Consider the following 15,044-nt stretch of genomic DNA (forward strand, 5'->3'; position numbering starts at 1 on the left):
AGTAGAGCACCGCGTCGCCCAGTTGGGAGGTCAGGGCACCGCCGAGCCACACGAGGTAGGCGCGGGGCAGGCGCGTTCGCTCGGTGGCCGCGGGAGAGATCATCGGCAGCACGCTACTCATCCCGTGTGACCAGCGGACGCGGGGACGTGCCCTAGTTTCCGACGTGGACCCGGGGGCGCTTGGTGGGGTCGGGCTCGTGTTGGCGGATGATCTCGCGGACGACCGGCGGGGTGTCGCCCTGGCCGAGGATCAGGTAGCGGAACAGGTGACCGAGCGGGTTGCCTTCGGACCACTCGAAGTGGCAGCGGGGTCGGATGCCGGTGGCGTCGCGGAGGGCGAGGAGGATGGCCGCGATGGCGTTGGGCGCCGCCGGTGCCTCGGCGCGCAGGATGCGGTGCCCGTCGATCTCGAGGCCGCGGACGCGGAGCACGTCGCTGAACTCGGACGGGTCGATCACGTCGATCTCGAGGAACAGCACGTCGGCGGCGCCGGGTAGCGGGTTGAGGCCCCGCTGTTCAAGTTCCTTGGCGCGGTACTCGTCGTCGTCGCCGGACTGGCGTTTGTTGGCGAGGAGGTCGATCCTGCCGTCGTGGTCGATGCTGTCGGTGACGAACCGCCGGGCGGTCTCGTCGAACTCGAGGCGCTCCACCCGCAGCTCGGTGGTGCGGGTGACCCGGGAAACCAGCGACACGAGGACGATGCCGCCGATGAACGCCGCCGAGATGGCGATGCCGTCCGGCTTCTCGACCACGTTGGCGCCGAGCGCGTACAGCAGGATCAGCGTGAGCACTGTGAACCCGGCGCCGACGCGCTTCTGACGTTTGCGGAACGCCGAGATCGTCACCGCCGTCGCGCCGGAGACCATCATCGCGAGGATGCCGGTGGCGTACGCGCCCGCCTGGGCGTTCACGTCCGCGCCGAAGGCGATGGTGATACCGATGCTGATCGCCGTGTAGACCAGCACCACCGGCCGGACCGCGCGGCCCCACTCCGGCGCCATGCCGTAGGCGGGCAGGTAGCGGGGCACGATGTTGATCAGCCCGGCCATGGCGGACGCCCCAGCGAACCACAGGATGAGAATGCTGGAGATGTCGTAGACGGTGCCGAACACCTGCCCGAGGTGTTCGTGAGCCAGATAGGCCAGCGCCCGGCCGTTGGCCTCGCCGCCCGGCTCGAACTCCTCGGCCGGGATGAGCACCGTCGTGATGAAGCTCGTCGCGATCAGGTAGACCGACATGATCAGCGCGGCGGTGGTGAGCAGCTTGCCGGTGTTGAGCACCTTCGCCCGCATCCGCACCGCTGCTGTCTCGCCGTCCCCCTTGATCAGCGGCATCATCGACACGCCGGTCTCGAACCCGGACAGGCCCAGCACCAGCAGCGGGAACGCGATCACGGCCGGTCCCACGACGTCGAGGAAGCCGCCGCCGTTCTCGGTGAGCCGTTCGACCCAGCGGGAGACGGCGTCCGGCTCGCCGACCAGGTCGACGGCGCCGACGACCACGATCGCCGCGTTGAGCGCGAGGAACACCGCGACCAGGGGGATCGCGACGCCGATCGCCTCGGAGAAGCCGAGCAGGAACACCCCGCCCAGGATCAGCAGCAGCGCGACGGTGATCAGCACCTCCTGGCCGTGCAGGAAGCCCGGGAAGGTGGGGTTCTCGACCATGTGCACCGAGGCGTCGGCCGCCGACAGGGTGATCGTGATGATCCACGAGGTGGCGACGAATCCGAGCAGTACCAGGACGAAGAGTTTCCCGCGCCAGAAGGGAAGCAGCTTCTCCAGCATCGCCACCGAGCCCTGCCCGTGCGGTGACTCGCGGGCCACCCGCCGGTACATGGGCAGCATCCCGAGCAGGGTGAGCGCGACGATCAGCAACGTCGCCAGCGGCGAGAGCGCGCCGGCCGCCAGCGCCGCGATGGCGGGCAGGTAGGACAGGGTGGAGAAGTAGTCGACGCCGGTGAGGCACATCACCTTCCACCACGGCTGCGGCGTGCCGTGCCCCTCCTGCGCCGCGCGTCCGGGCGGCGCCGCCTGGTGACGCAGCAACCACCGGCTGAGAGCGTGTTTCGGCGCGGCGGGCTTCGCCGGGCTGTCCACGCTCGCCGGCAGAGCAAGCCGGGATGCCACGTCCATGCGGTTCCTCCCCTGACGCACTGATCGCGCACAGGATGACGCAAGCAAAGCCGGGCATGCACGGACACGCGTGCCCGAACTGTCCGGAACAGACCGGTTTCGCCCCCCTGGTCGAGGCGTGAGCAGGGGATATCAATATTTCGTCAATAGACCGGTCGGCGTGGTGCGGCTGCCCTACTGTTCACGGTCCAGGACAAGGAAAGCGGGGAGAATGCGGCCGCGGACAGTCGTGGTGGGGTGCGGCGTGACCGGCCTCAGCGCCGCACGCCAGCTGCTGCGGTGCGGACTGTCCACCAGCGACCTGGTGACGGTGGAGGTACGACCGGACGTCGTGGCCGAGGCTGCTCACCTGGAGCTGCGGGTGATCTGTGGGGACGGGACCCAGCACGCGACCCTGGGCAGGGTAGTGACACCCCACACCCGGCGGGTGATCGTGACCGCCGGTCCGGACGAGACCGCGGTGATGATCACGATGCTGGCCCGGGCGATGAGCCCGACGGCCACGGTGGTGACGGCCGTGCGGGACGTCGACCTCGTCCCGTTCGCCCGACGCGCGGGCGCCGACCACGTCCTCGCGACCTCCGACTGGGCCGGGCGTGCCCTCGCCCTCATGCTCGACGGCCAGGGGCGAACCTGAGTCAGGACGGGTCCGCGACCGTGTGTCGCACCCACCTAGCTGTCCACAGCAGACGCGCTGAGCTTCGCGGTTGGCGGCGCGCATCCGGCGTCTTCGTCCCGTCAGGATGGCGTAAGTGTTGGCGCAGCCGCGTTAAGGGATCGTCAGGGTTACTACCGGGACCCGGTTTCAGGGAGCACTGTGGCGGTCGGCCACCAGCTGGGGTGGCCCTGATGGAGGGAGCGTGCGCGGATGGCCGATCTGGCCTTCGCCGTGCTGCTGATCGCCGGCTTCGTGGTTCTCGCGTTGGCGTTGCGTGGACTGGTGAAGCTGTGAGCGGGGGCGGTGTGCTGGCAAACGTCGTCGCTGGTGTGCTCGCACTGTTGCTGATCGGCTACCTGTTCGTGGCGCTGATCCGGCCGGAGAAGTTCTGATGTCGTCCACAGTGGCCGGTCTGGTGCAGGTCGGTCTCCTTGTCCTCGCGCTGGCGGCCGTGTACGTGCCGCTGGGTGACTACATGGCGCGGGTGTTCACCAGCACCAGACATCTCGCCGTGGAGCGCGCGATCTACCGGACGGTGCGGGTGAACCCGGACGCCGAACAGCGGTGGCCGACCTATGCGGCCGGCGTGCTCGGCTTCTCGTTCGTCTCGATCGTGCTGCTGTACCTCCTGCAGCGGCTGCAGCCGTCGCTGCCGTGGGACTTCGGTCGCGGTGCGGTCGAACCGGGCATCGCGTTCAACACGTCGGTGAGTTTCGTGACGAACACGAACTGGCAGTCCTACGTGCCGGAAGCGGTCATGGGACACAGCGTGCAGATGTTCGGCCTGACGGTGCAGAACTTCCTGTCCGCGGGTGTCGGGCTGGCGGTGGCGATCGCTCTGGTCCGCGGGTTCGTCCGCTCCGGAAGCGACCGGCTTGGCAACTTCTGGGTCGACCTGACCCGCGCGGTGGTGCGGATCCTGCTGCCGATGGCGTTCGTGTTCGCGATCGTGTTGGTCGCGCTCGGCGTGGTGCAGAGCCTGTCCTCCGGCGTCGCGGTGACCAACCCTGACGGCTCGTCCGGCACCATCGCGCTCGCGCCTGCCGCGTCACAGGAGGCGATCAAGGAACTGGGTACCAACGGCGGCGGCATCTTCAACGCCAACTCCGCTCACCCGTTCGAGAACCCCAACTCCTGGACGAACCTGATCGAGATCTTCCTGATGCTGGTGGTTCCGGTCTGTCTCACCCGGACGTTCGGCACGCTCGTCGGCAACCGCGGGCAGGGGCACGCGCTGCTGTCGGTGATGGCCTTGCTGTGGGCGGCGATGCTCACCGTGATCTGGTGGGCGGAGGCGCACCCCAACGGCCCCGCCGCGCTTCTCGCCGGCTCCGGGACCGAGGGCAAGGAGGTCCGGTTCGGCATCCCCGGTTCGGCACTGTTCGCCAACAGCACCACCGGAACCTCCACCGGGGCGGTGAACTCGATGCACGACAGTTTCTCCGGTCTCGGCGGCGGCGGGACGATCCTGAACATGCTGTTCGGCGAGATGACACCGGGTGGGGTCGGCACCGGCCTGTACAGCATCCTGGTGATGGCCATCATCGCGGTGTTCCTCGCCGGACTGATGGTCGGCCGCACCCCGGAGTACCTGGGCAAGAAGCTGGGCCGGCGCGAGGTGACGGCGTCCGCGATCGCGATCCTGGCCATGCCGACCGTCCTGCTGGTCGGCGCCGGCATCGCGATCATGCTGCCCGGCACGTCCGCCGCGATGGCCAACTCGGGCGCGCACGGCTGGTCGGAGGTGCTCTACGCCTACACCTCGGCGTCGAACAACAACGGCAGTGCCTTCGCCGGCATCACGGTGACCAACGGCTGGTTCCAGTCGACCCTGGGGCTGTGCATGCTGCTCGGCCGCCTGCTCCCGATCCTGGCCGTGCTGTGCCTGGCCGGGTCCCTGGCCGCGCAGCGGAAGGTACCGGCCACCGCTGGCACACTGCCGACCACCGGTCCGCTGTTCGCCGCGCTGCTCGCCGGCACCGTCGTGCTCGTCGCGGCACTCACCTTCATCCCCGCTCTCGCACTCGGTCCCATCGCGGAGGCACTCGCGTGACCACGACAACCGACAGACCCCGGCGCGATCCCTCGGCTGGGCCACACCACCACGCCGTGAGGACCGGCCGGATCGGCGCGGGGCTGTTCAACCCGCGCCAGCTGGTCACGTCGTTCCCGGACGCGGTGCGCAAGCTCCACCCGCGCCACCAGCTCCGCAACCCGGTCATGTTCGTCGTCTGGGTGGGCTCGGTGCTCACCACGGTGTTCGCGATCGGCGACCCCAGCGTGTTCACGGTCAGCGTCGCGTTGTGGCTGTGGTTCACCGTCCTGTTCGCCAACCTCGCCGAAGCCGTGGCCGAGGGGCGCGGCAAGGCACAGGCGGAGACGCTGCGCCGCGCCAGGAAGGAGATCATCGCCCGGCGGCTCACCGAGGACGGCGACGAGGAGCGCGTTCCGGGCGTGGAGCTGCGGGTCGACGATCTCGTCGTGGTCGAGGCCGGAGAGGTCATCCCCGGCGACGGGGTGGTGGTGGAGGGCATAGCCAGTGTCGACGAGTCTGCCATCACGGGCGAGTCGGCACCGGTGATCCGCGAGTCGGGTGGGGACTTCTCCTCGGTCACCGGAGGCACGACGGTGCTGTCCGACCGGCTCGTGGTGCGGATCTCGACCAAACCCGGCGAGTCCTTCGTGGACCGAATGATCGCGTTGGTGGAGGGCGCCTCGCGGCAGAAGACCCCCAACGAGATCGCGCTGACGATCCTGCTGTCCACACTGACGATCATCTTCCTGCTCGCCGTCGTGTCGCTGCAGCCGGTCGCCCGCTACGCCGGCTCCCCCCAGTCCGTGGTCGTGCTGACCGCGCTGTTGGTCTGCCTGATCCCCACCACCATCGGGGCCCTCCTGTCCGCCATCGGGATCGCCGGCATGGACCGGCTGGTCCAACGCAACGTCCTGGCCACGTCGGGCCGCGCGGTCGAGGCGGCCGGCGACGTGTCCACGTTGCTGCTCGACAAGACGGGCACGATCACGTTCGGCAACCGGCGCGCCACCGAGCTGGTCGCGGTCGGCGGGTCCGCAGTAGACGACCTGGCGGCGGTGGCACGGCTGTCCAGCCTGGCCGACGAGACCCCGGAAGGCCGCAGCATCGTCGAGTTGTGCGCCGACCGCCACGGTCTACCCACCACGGCGACGGCGGAGGAACAGGCCGGGGAGTTCGTGCCGTTCACGGCGCAGACCCGCATGTCGGGCGTCGACCTGGCCGGCCGGGCGGTGCGCAAGGGCGCCGCGAGCGCGGTCCGGGCCTGGGTGAGCGAACGTGGTGGCAGGGTGCCGGACGAGGTCGACGCGGTGGTGAGCCGGATCAGCGCCGACGGCGGCACTCCGCTGGTGGTCGCGGAACAGGCGGGCGGAACGGTCGCCGTGCGCGGCGTCGTCCGGCTCTCCGACGTGGTGAAGCCCGCGATGAAGGCGCGGTTCGCCGAGCTGCGCGCCATGGGCATCCGCACGGTCATGATCACGGGTGACAACCCGTTGACGGCCAGGGCGGTCGCCGAGGAGTCCGGGGTGGACGACTACCTCGCGGAGGCCAGGCCCGAGGAGAAGATGGCGTTGATCCGCCGGGAGCAGGAGGGGGGTCGGCTGGTCGCGATGACCGGCGACGGCACCAACGACGCTCCGGCGCTCGCCCAGTCCGACGTGGGTGTCGCGATGAACTCCGGGACCATGGCGGCCAAGGAGGCCGGCAACATGGTCGACCTGGACTCCGACCCGACCAAGCTGATCGAGATCGTGGCGATCGGCAAGCAGCTGTTGATCACCCGTGGTGCCCTCACCACGTTCAGCGTCGCCAACGACCTCGCGAAGTACTTCGCGATCCTGCCGGCCATGTTCGCGGGCATCTTCCCGCAGCTGGACAGGCTGAACATCATGCGCCTGGCCACCCCGCAGTCGGCCATCGTGTCCGCGGTGATCTTCAACGCGCTGGTCATCGTCGCGCTCATCCCGCTCGCGCTACGCGGCGTGCGCTACCGGCCGTCGACGGCGTCGGCGCTGCTGCGGCGCAACCTGTTCGTCTACGGCGTCGGCGGGATCGTCACGCCGTTCGTCGGCATCTGGCTGGTCGACCTCGTCGTCCGCCTCGTCCCCGGAATCGGATGATCACGTGCGCACCTTCGTCACCCAGTCGCTCGCCGGCCTGCGTCTGCTGCTCGTGCTGACCGTGCTGACCGGCGTCCTCTACCCGCTCGGGGTCTGGGCCCTCAGCCGCCTGCCCGGTCTCCAGGCCAACGCCGAGGGCTCGGTCGTCACGGTCGACGGCCGGGCGGTCGGCTCGGACCTTGTCGGCATCGATCCCGTCGCGGCCGACGCCGACCACGACCCGTGGTTCCACACCCGGCCCTCCGCGACCGCCCAGGACCTCGACGGCGACGGCGCGCCCGACCCGGCCGACCCGTCGGTCTCCGGCGGCTCGAACAAGGGCGCGTTCGACGCCGACCTCCTCGCCGTGGTCCGGGAGCGCAGGGACCGGGTCGCGCGGCGGGAAGGGGTGGACCCGTCGCGGGTCCCGGCCGACGCGGTGACCGCGTCGGCGTCCGGGCTGGACCCACACGTCAGCGTGGCCTACGCCGAGCTGCAGGCGCCGCGGGTGGCCAGGGAGAACGGGCTGACCGAGGACCGGGTCCACCAGCTGATCGCCGACAACACGACCGGTCGCGGCCTCGGCGTGCTCGGCGACCCGGGCGTGCGCGTGCTCACGCTCAACCTCGCGGTGCGGGCCGAGCGGCGATGAGGAGCACACTGTCCCCGTGAGCAGCGACAACGCACCCGAGAGCGAACCGGCGCCGGACGCGGCCAAACGAGGAGAGCTACGCATCTACCTCGGCGCCGCGCCCGGCGTCGGCAAGACCTACGCCATGCTCGGCGAGGCGCACCGCAGGCTCGAACGGGGCACGGACGTCGTGGTCGGCCTGGTCGAGACGCACGGCAGGGTGAAGACGGCGCACCTGCTCGAGGGTCTGGAGGTCGTGCCGCGCAGACACGTGGTCCACCGTGGCCACGAGTTCACCGAGATGGACCTGGGCGCCGTCCTCGCCCGTCGGCCCGAGGTCGCGGTGGTCGACGAGCTCGCGCACAGCAACGTGCCCGGCTCGCCCAACCCGAAACGGTGGCAGGACGTCGAGGAGCTCCTCGCCGCCGGTATCGACGTCCTGTCCACGGTCAACGTCCAGCACCTGGAAAGCCTCAACGACGTCGTCGAACGCATCACCGGCGTCCAGCAGCACGAGACCGTGCCCGACCATGTCGTCCGCCGGGCCGAGCAGCTCGAGCTGGTCGACATCACGCCCGAGGCGCTGCGGCGACGCCTCGCCCACGGCAACGTCTACGCGGCGCACCGGGTCGACGCCGCGCTCGCGAACTACTTCCGGCCGGGCAACCTCACCGCCCTGCGCGAGCTCGCGCTGCTGTGGGTCGCCGACCAGGTCGACGTCGCGCTGCGCCGTTATCGGTCCGAGCAGAACATCACCGACACCTGGGAAGCCCGCGAGCGGGTGGTCGTGGCGATCACCGGTGGCCAGGAGAGCGAGACGCTGATCCGGCGGGCCACCCGGATCGCGGTCCGGGCCGGCGCCGAACTGCTCGTGCTCGCGGTGCTGCGCGGCGACGGCCTGGCCGGAATGCCGGCCCACGCCGTCGTTCGGTTCCGCAAGCTCGCCGAGGACCTGGGTGCGACCTTCCACACGGTGGTCGGCGACGACGTGCCCGGCGCGCTGCTCGACTTCGCCCGCGGCGTCAACGCCACCCAGCTCGTACTCGGCACCTCCCGCCGGTCTCGGCTGGCCCGGCTGTTCGACGAGGGCATCGGTGCCGCCGTGGTACAGCGGTCCGGCCCGATCGACGTGCACATGGTCACCCATGACGAGGCCAACCGCGGCTGGCGGCTTCGCCTGGACCGCAGCCCGCTCACCCCGTCGCGCCGGCTGGTCGGCTGGGCCCTCGCCGTCCTGCTGCCGACACTGATGACGGCGGGCGGGGTAGCCCTGCGTGGCCACCTCAGCGTCTCCACGGACGTGGTCGGCTTCTTCCTCGTCACCGTGGTCGTCGGGCTGTTCGGCCTCGGCCCGGCGCTGCTCGCCGCGGCCCTGGGCGCCGGCCTGCTCAACTACTTCTTCACCCCGCCCTACAACACGTTTCTCGTCGCCGATGCCGAGGACATGATCACTCTGGCGGCGATGGTGATCGTCGCGGTGATCGTGGCCGTGGTGGTAGACCGCAGTGCACGACGTGCCGTCCAGGCCGCGCAGGCCAGCACGGAGGCAGCTCTGCTCGCCTCCTACGCCCGTACCGTGCTCACCCATCCCGACCCGCTGGACCGGCTGCTCGAGAAGGTCAGGGAGAACTTCGGTCTCGCCTCGGTCGCCCTGCTGGAGAGGCAGGCGGCCGGCTGGCGCCAGGTCGCCTGCGCGGGTGCGCCGGGTTGCACCGAACCTGACGAAGCCGACGCGGACGTCCCGGTCACCCCCGACGTCCACCTCGCGGTGCGGGGCAGGGCGTTGCCCGCCGCCGACCGACGGGTCCTGGAGACCGCGGCCGGGCAGGCCGTGTTGGCCCTGCGACAGCGCCGGATGGCGGCGCAGACCGCCGCCGCGACCAGACAGGCCGAGGCCGTCCAGCTGCGCACCGCGCTGCTCTCCGCGGTAGGACACGACCTGCGCACCCCGCTGACGTCGATCAAGGCCGCCGTCGGCAGCCTGCGCGCACCCGACCTCACGCTGTCCCAGGAGGACGAGGACGAATTGCTCGCCACCGTCGAGGAGTCCGCCGACCGGCTCACCGGCCTGGTGGACAACCTGCTCGACTCCTCCCGCCTCGCCACCGGCGCGGTACGCCCACAACTCCGGCCGGTCGGCTACGACGAGGTCGTGGCCAGGGCGCTCACCGGGATCGACCGTCGGGAGGCGGTCACCGTCGAGGTGTCCGAACACCTCCCCGCGGTCATCGCCGACGTGGGTCTGCTCGAGCGCGTGGTGGCCAACGTCGTCGACAACGCGCTGCGGCACGGGGGCGTGGACACACCGGCGGTCACCGTCCGGGCCAGCAGCCACGCCGACCGCGTCGAGCTCAGGATCGTCGATCACGGCAAGGGGCTGCCCAAGGGCACCAGCGACTCCATCTTCGCTCCGTTCCAGCGCCTCGGCGACCGGGCCTCCACCAACGGCCTCGGTCTCGGCCTGTCCGTCGCGAGAGGCTTCGTCGACGCGATGGACGGCACCATCCGGGCCGAGGACACCCCGGGCGGCGGACTCACCATGGTGATCTCCCTGCCGGCCGACAGCCGCACCGCGGTGGGCGCCACGCCATGACCACCGTCCTCGTCGTCGACGACGAGCCCCAGATCGTCCGCACGCTCCGGATCAGCCTCACCGCACGTGGTTACGACGTGGTCACCGCGTCCGGTGGCGCCGCCGCCCTGCGCGCGGCCAGCGAGCGGAAACCCGACGTCGTCGTGCTCGACCTCGGCCTTCCCGACCTCCACGGCACGACGGTGATCGAACGACTCCGGCGCTGGACCAGCGTTCCGATCATCGTGCTCTCCGCGCGCAGCGACTCCGAGGACAAGGTGTCGGCGCTCGACGCCGGGGCCGACGACTACGTCACCAAGCCCTTCGGCATCGACGAGCTGCTCGCCCGGCTCCGGGCGGCCGTGCGCCGATCCACCGTCCCCGCTCTCGCCGACGAGGACGCCGTCATCGAGACCGAGGCGTTCACCGTCGACCTCGCCGCCAAGAAGGTGCACCGCAACGGCACCGAGGTGCATCTCACCCCCACCGAGTGGGGAGTACTGGAGGTTCTCACCCGCAACAGGGGCAAGCTCGTCAGCCAGAAGCAGCTGCTGCGCGACGTGTGGGGACCGGAGTACGAGAAGGAGACGCACTACCTCCGGGTGTACCTCGCCCAGCTCCGCCGCAAGCTCGAGCCGAGACCCTCCCAACCCCGCCACCTCGTCACCGAGGCAGGACTCGGCTACCGCTTCGAGACGTGAGCCAGCCGCCCCTCGCTCAGCGGACCACGATCGTCCGGTCGTCGCGGCGGGGGACGAGCTCGCCGATGACCGGGGCGCCCGGGATCTCGCCGGCCAGCAGGAGGCCGCCGGAGGTCTGGGCGTCGGCCAGCAGCAGGGCCGTCTCCTCCCCCACCGCGGACAGGTCGGCATGCGGGCGCACCCAGTCGAGGTTGCGGCGGCTGCCGCCGGGGACGAAGCCGTCGCGGAAGGCTTCCCTGGCGCCGTCGACGAACGGGACGGCGTCCGAGTCGAGGACGGCGGTCACCCCGCTCGCCCTGGCCAGCTTGTGCAGGTGGCCGAGCAGGCCGAAACCGGTCACGTCGGTGGCGCAGGTGATGCCGGCCGCCAGCGCCGCCTCGGCAGCCGCCTCGTTGAGCGTCGTCATCACCTCGACCGCCTGCTCGAAGCGTTCGCCGGTGGCCTTGTGGCGCGCGTTGAGCACCCCGAGACCGAGCGGCTTGGTCAGCGACAGCGGCATGCCCGCCCGGCCGGAGTCGTTGCGCAGCAACCGGCCGGGGTGGGCGAGGCCGGTGACCGCCAGGCCGTACTTGGGTTCCGGGTCGTCCACGCTGTGGCCGCCGGCCAGGTGGCAACCCGCCTTGGCGCACACCTCCAACCCGCCCCGCAGCGTCTCGGCGGCCAGCTCGAAGGGCAGGGTCTCCCGGGGCCAGGCCAGCAGGTTCAGCGCGACGACCGGCCGCCCACCCATGGCATAGACGTCGGACAGGGCGTTGGCGGCGGCGATCCGGCCCCAGTCGTAGGCGTCGTCGACGACCGGGGTGAAGAAGTCGGTCGTGGCGATCAGCGCGCGGTCGCCGTCGAGGCGCACCACCGCGGCGTCGTCCCCGTCGTCCAGACCGACGAGCAGCTCGTGGGCCGTGCCGGCGGGTGCGGTGCCGGTGAGCCCGCGCACCACGTCCTCCAGCTCACCCGGCGGGATCTTGCAGGCACATCCGCCGCCGTGGGCGAACTGGGTCAGGCGGTAGGTCATGGCTCGATTCTCACGGTGCGTCGCCCGCCACGCCCTGCGAGGATGAGCGGCATGATCCAGGGAGGCGCTTCCGGCCTGGTGACCGGCGCGGTCTTCAAAACCGTTGAACGGCAGGCTCTGCCGCTGGCGGGTTCGATTCCCGTTCGCCTCCGCGTGCGCGCCGGGACGCGCCGGCATGGGTGACCCCCGCCGGCGCATCCCGCGTACCGATCTCCTGCTGGCCGACCCGCGGCTGGCCAAGGCGGCCCACGACCTCGGCCCGGCACTGGTCAAGGCGACCGTCGTCGACGCGCAGAACCGCGCCCGGGCCGGCGAGATCGACGTCGACGGGATCGTCGAGCACGCCGTCGCCGCGCTGCCGGTCGTGGCGTCCACGCTGCGCCCCGTGCTCAACGCCACCGGCGTCGTCGTACACACGAACCTGGGGCGCGCCCCGCTCTCCGCCGCCGCGCTCGACGCGGTGCGCGCGGCCGGCGGCAGCACCGACGTGGAGTTCGACCTGGCGAGCGGGCAGCGTGCGCGGCGTGGCCGCGGGGCGCTCGCGGCGCTCGCCGAGGCGGTGCCGGCGGCCGAGGGCGTGCACGTGGTCAACAACAACGCCGCCGCGCTGCTGCTCTGCGCGCTCGCGCTGGCCCCCGCGGGCGGGGAGATCGTGCTCAGCCGGGGCGAGCTGGTCGAGATCGGCGACGGGTTCCGCATCCCGGAGCTGCTGGAGTCCACCGGCGCGCGGATCCGGGAGGTCGGTACGACCAACCGCACCACGGTCGACGACTACGCCGCCGCGATCGGTCCGGCGACCGGGTTCGTGCTGAAGGTCCACCCGTCGAACTTCCGGGTCACCGGCTTCACCGCCCAGGCGCGGGTGGAGGAGCTGGCGGCGCTGGACGTGCCGGTCGTCGTCGACGTCGGCTCCGGCCTGCTGCGGCCGGACCCCGCGCTGCCCGACGAGCCGGACGCGACGACCGCCCTGCGCGAGGGCGCCGCGTTGGTCACGGCGAGCGGGGACAAGCTGCTCGGCGGCCCCCAGGCCGGTCTGCTGCTCGGCCGGGCCAACCTCGTCCAGCGCCTGCGCCGGCACCCCGCCGCCCGCGCACTGCGGGTGGACAAGCTGACGCTCGCCGCGCTCGAGGCGACGCTGCGCGGACCGGCACCGCCGGTGCGGCTCGCCCTCGACGCCGACCCGGCGGCGTTGCGCGAGCGGGCCACCCGGCTCGCCGCCGACCTCGCCGGGCGCGGCGTCGAGGTGGCCGTGGTCGACTCGGTGGCCGTGGTCGGTGGCGGCGGCGCCCCCGGGGTCGAGCTGCCGAGCGCCGCGTTGAGCCTGCCCGCCGAGCTGGCCGAGCGCCTGCGGGCCGGCGAGCCCCCGGTCGTCGGCCGCGTCGAGCGGGGCCGGTGCCTGCTGGACCTGCGCACGGTGCCGGCCGACGCCGACCAGCGCCTGCTCGACGCGGTACTGCGGTGCACGTCCTAGCGACCGCGGGGCACGTCGACCACGGCAAGTCGACGCTGGTGCGGGCGCTGACCGCGATGGAGCCCGACCGGCTGGCCGAGGAGCGGCGGCGCGGGCTGACCATCGACCTCGGCTTCACCTGGACCGAGCTGGACGGCGAGGTGCTGGCCTTCGTCGACGTACCCGGTCACGAGCGGTTCGTGCCGACGATGCTGGCGGGAACGGGGCCGGTGCCGGCGGCGCTGTTCGTCGTGGCCGCCGACGAGGGCTGGCAGGCCCAGTCCACCGAGCACCTCGCCGCCCTCGACGCGTTCGGCGTGCGGCACGGGCTGCTCGTCGTGACCAAGTCCGACCGCGCCGACCCGAGCCCCGCGCTGGCGCTTGCACGCGAGCGTCTCGCGGCCACCGGCCTCGGCGAGGTCCGGGCCGTCGCGGTCAGCGCGCGGACCGGCGATGGCCTGCCGGCGCTGCGCCGCGAGCTGCTGGCGCTCGTGGCGCGGCTGCCGCGACCGGATTCCGGCGCCGACGTGCGGCTGTGGGTGGACCGGGCGTTCACCATCCGCGGCGCGGGAACCGTGGTCACCGGGACCCTCGGCGGGGGCACGCTGCGGGTCGGGGACGAGCTGGTGGTGGCCGGCGAGGACCGGCGGGTGGTCGTGCGCGGGCTCCAGTCGCTGGAACGGGCGCGTGAGGAGGTGCGGCCGGTCGCCAGGGTGGCGGTGAACCTGCGCGGGGTGGACCGCGAGCGGGTGGGGCGCGGCGACGCGCTGCTGACCCCCGGCGCGTGGCGGACGACCAGCGAGATCGACGTGCGGTTGCGCGGCGACGAGGCGGCCGAGCTGCACCGCGAGCTGGTGCTGCACGTCGGCGCGGCCGCCGTGCCCTGCCGGGTCCGTCCACTGGGGACGAACACGGCGCGGCTCGCGCTGGCCGCTCCCCTGCCGCTGCGGGCCGGCGACACCGGGCTGCTGCGCGATCCCGGCGAGCACCGTATCCCCGCCGGCGTCGAGGTGCTCGACGCCGTACCGCCGTCGCTGCGCAGGCGGGGCGCGGCCCGGGCGAGGGCCGCGGAGCTCGACACCGGGGCGGCGGCCGCGGCCCACCTCCGGCGCCGGGGGGCGGTGCCCGCCGACGAGCCACGGGTGCTCGGCTGGGCGCGCAGCGGCGTGCGGGTGGCGGACTGGCTGGTCGACCCCGAGCTGCACCGGGAGCTGCCGCGCCGGGCCACCGAGCGGTTCGCCGCCTGGTCGGCCGCGCATCCGGTCGCGGCGGGCATGCCGGTGGAGGCGCTGCGGCGGGAGCTCGACGTACCGGAGCCGGTTCTGGCGGCGGCGCTGGTCGAGTCCGGTCTGGCGGTGCGCGCCGGGCTGGTGTGCACCGCCGGCGCCACGCGGTCCCTGCCGGACCGGGTCGACCGGGCGGTGAGCGAGATCGAGAACCGGCTCGCCCGCGAGCCGTTCGCCGCTCCCGAGGCGGCCGACCTGGCGGCGCTCGGGCTGGGAGCGCGGGAGCTGGCGGCGGCCGAACGCGCCGGCCGGCTGGTGCGGCTGACCGAGTCCGTCGTCCTCGCCGCGGACGCGCCGGCCCGCGCCGCCCGGGTCCTGGCGGAGTTACCGCCGCCGTTCACGGTGAGCGAGGCGCGGCGCGCGCTCGGCACCACGCGCCGGGTCGCCGTGCCCCTGCTGGAACGCCTGGACGCCGACGGCATCACCCGGCGCGACGCTGACGGAAACCGGCGGTTGCGCCCCGGTTGA

11 protein-coding genes and 1 tRNA gene are annotated in these 15,044 nt (G+C 72.3%); 10 read left to right on the forward strand and 2 right to left on the reverse strand.

Going from position 1 to position 15,044, the window contains the following annotated elements; translation table 11 throughout:
• Nucleotides 1-152: 152 nt before the first annotated feature.
• The gene (locus BU204_RS12465; protein WP_075125801.1) at nt 153-2,135 is read right to left on the reverse strand and encodes an APC family permease; all 1,983 of its coding nucleotides are present in this window, start codon (nt 2,133-2,135) and stop codon (nt 153-155) included.
• Between the two features lie 211 nt (nt 2,136-2,346).
• Here BU204_RS12465 and BU204_RS12470 point away from each other — a divergent pair, with 211 nt between their 5' ends.
• The 7 genes from BU204_RS12470 to BU204_RS12500 all read left to right on the forward strand — a co-directional run bounded on the left by BU204_RS12470 (nt 2,347) and on the right by BU204_RS12500 (nt 10,828).
• Entirely contained in the window at nt 2,347-2,772 is a 426-nt protein-coding gene (locus tag BU204_RS12470; protein WP_083661254.1) for an NAD(P)-binding protein, read from the forward strand.
• Between the two features lie 311 nt (nt 2,773-3,083).
• The gene (gene kdpF / locus BU204_RS12475; protein ID WP_075125803.1) at nt 3,084-3,185 is read left to right on the forward strand and encodes a K(+)-transporting ATPase subunit F; all 102 of its coding nucleotides are present in this window, start codon (nt 3,084-3,086) and stop codon (nt 3,183-3,185) included.
• Entirely contained in the window at nt 3,185-4,846 is a 1,662-nt protein-coding gene (gene kdpA, locus BU204_RS12480) for a potassium-transporting ATPase subunit KdpA (RefSeq protein ID WP_075125804.1), read from the forward strand. The genes kdpF and kdpA overlap by 1 nt, the downstream gene beginning before the upstream one ends.
• On the forward strand, nt 4,843-6,945 hold the full coding sequence (kdpB, locus tag BU204_RS12485) for a potassium-transporting ATPase subunit KdpB (protein ID WP_083661255.1): 2,103 nt from the start codon (nt 4,843-4,845) through the stop codon (nt 6,943-6,945). The genes kdpA and kdpB overlap by 4 nt, the downstream gene beginning before the upstream one ends.
• Nucleotides 6,946-6,949: 4 nt before the next feature.
• Complete coding sequence (locus BU204_RS12490) at nt 6,950-7,576, forward strand: potassium-transporting ATPase subunit C (RefSeq protein ID WP_075125806.1); 627 nt, start codon at nt 6,950-6,952, stop codon at nt 7,574-7,576.
• A gap of 16 nt (nt 7,577-7,592) precedes the next feature.
• Complete coding sequence (locus tag BU204_RS12495; protein ID WP_075125807.1) at nt 7,593-10,148, forward strand: sensor histidine kinase; 2,556 nt, start codon at nt 7,593-7,595, stop codon at nt 10,146-10,148.
• The gene (locus tag BU204_RS12500; protein WP_075125808.1) at nt 10,145-10,828 is read left to right on the forward strand and encodes a response regulator; all 684 of its coding nucleotides are present in this window, start codon (nt 10,145-10,147) and stop codon (nt 10,826-10,828) included. The genes BU204_RS12495 and BU204_RS12500 overlap by 4 nt, the downstream gene beginning before the upstream one ends.
• A gap of 16 nt (nt 10,829-10,844) precedes the next feature.
• On the opposite strand, the gene selD is transcribed toward BU204_RS12500, so the two are convergent.
• Nucleotides 10,845-11,840: a selenide, water dikinase SelD gene (selD, locus tag BU204_RS12505; protein ID WP_075125809.1), complete on the reverse strand. Its 996-nt coding sequence runs from the start codon at nt 11,838-11,840 to the stop codon at nt 10,845-10,847.
• A 60-nt stretch (nt 11,841-11,900) separates the two neighbouring features.
• Here selD and BU204_RS12510 point away from each other — a divergent pair.
• The 3 genes from BU204_RS12510 to selB all read left to right on the forward strand — a co-directional run bounded on the left by BU204_RS12510 (nt 11,901) and on the right by selB (nt 15,044).
• Nucleotides 11,901-11,993, forward strand: a tRNA-Sec gene (locus tag BU204_RS12510).
• A gap of 22 nt (nt 11,994-12,015) precedes the next feature.
• Entirely contained in the window at nt 12,016-13,311 is a 1,296-nt protein-coding gene (gene selA / locus BU204_RS12515) for an L-seryl-tRNA(Sec) selenium transferase (RefSeq protein ID WP_075125810.1), read from the forward strand.
• Complete coding sequence (gene selB / locus BU204_RS12520; RefSeq protein WP_075125811.1) at nt 13,299-15,044, forward strand: selenocysteine-specific translation elongation factor; 1,746 nt, start codon at nt 13,299-13,301, stop codon at nt 15,042-15,044. Before selA ends, selB begins: the two co-directional genes overlap by 13 nt.

The sequence above is a fragment of the Actinophytocola xanthii genome, assembly GCF_001921205.1.
GTDB lineage: Bacteria > Actinomycetota > Actinomycetes > Mycobacteriales > Pseudonocardiaceae > Actinophytocola > Actinophytocola xanthii.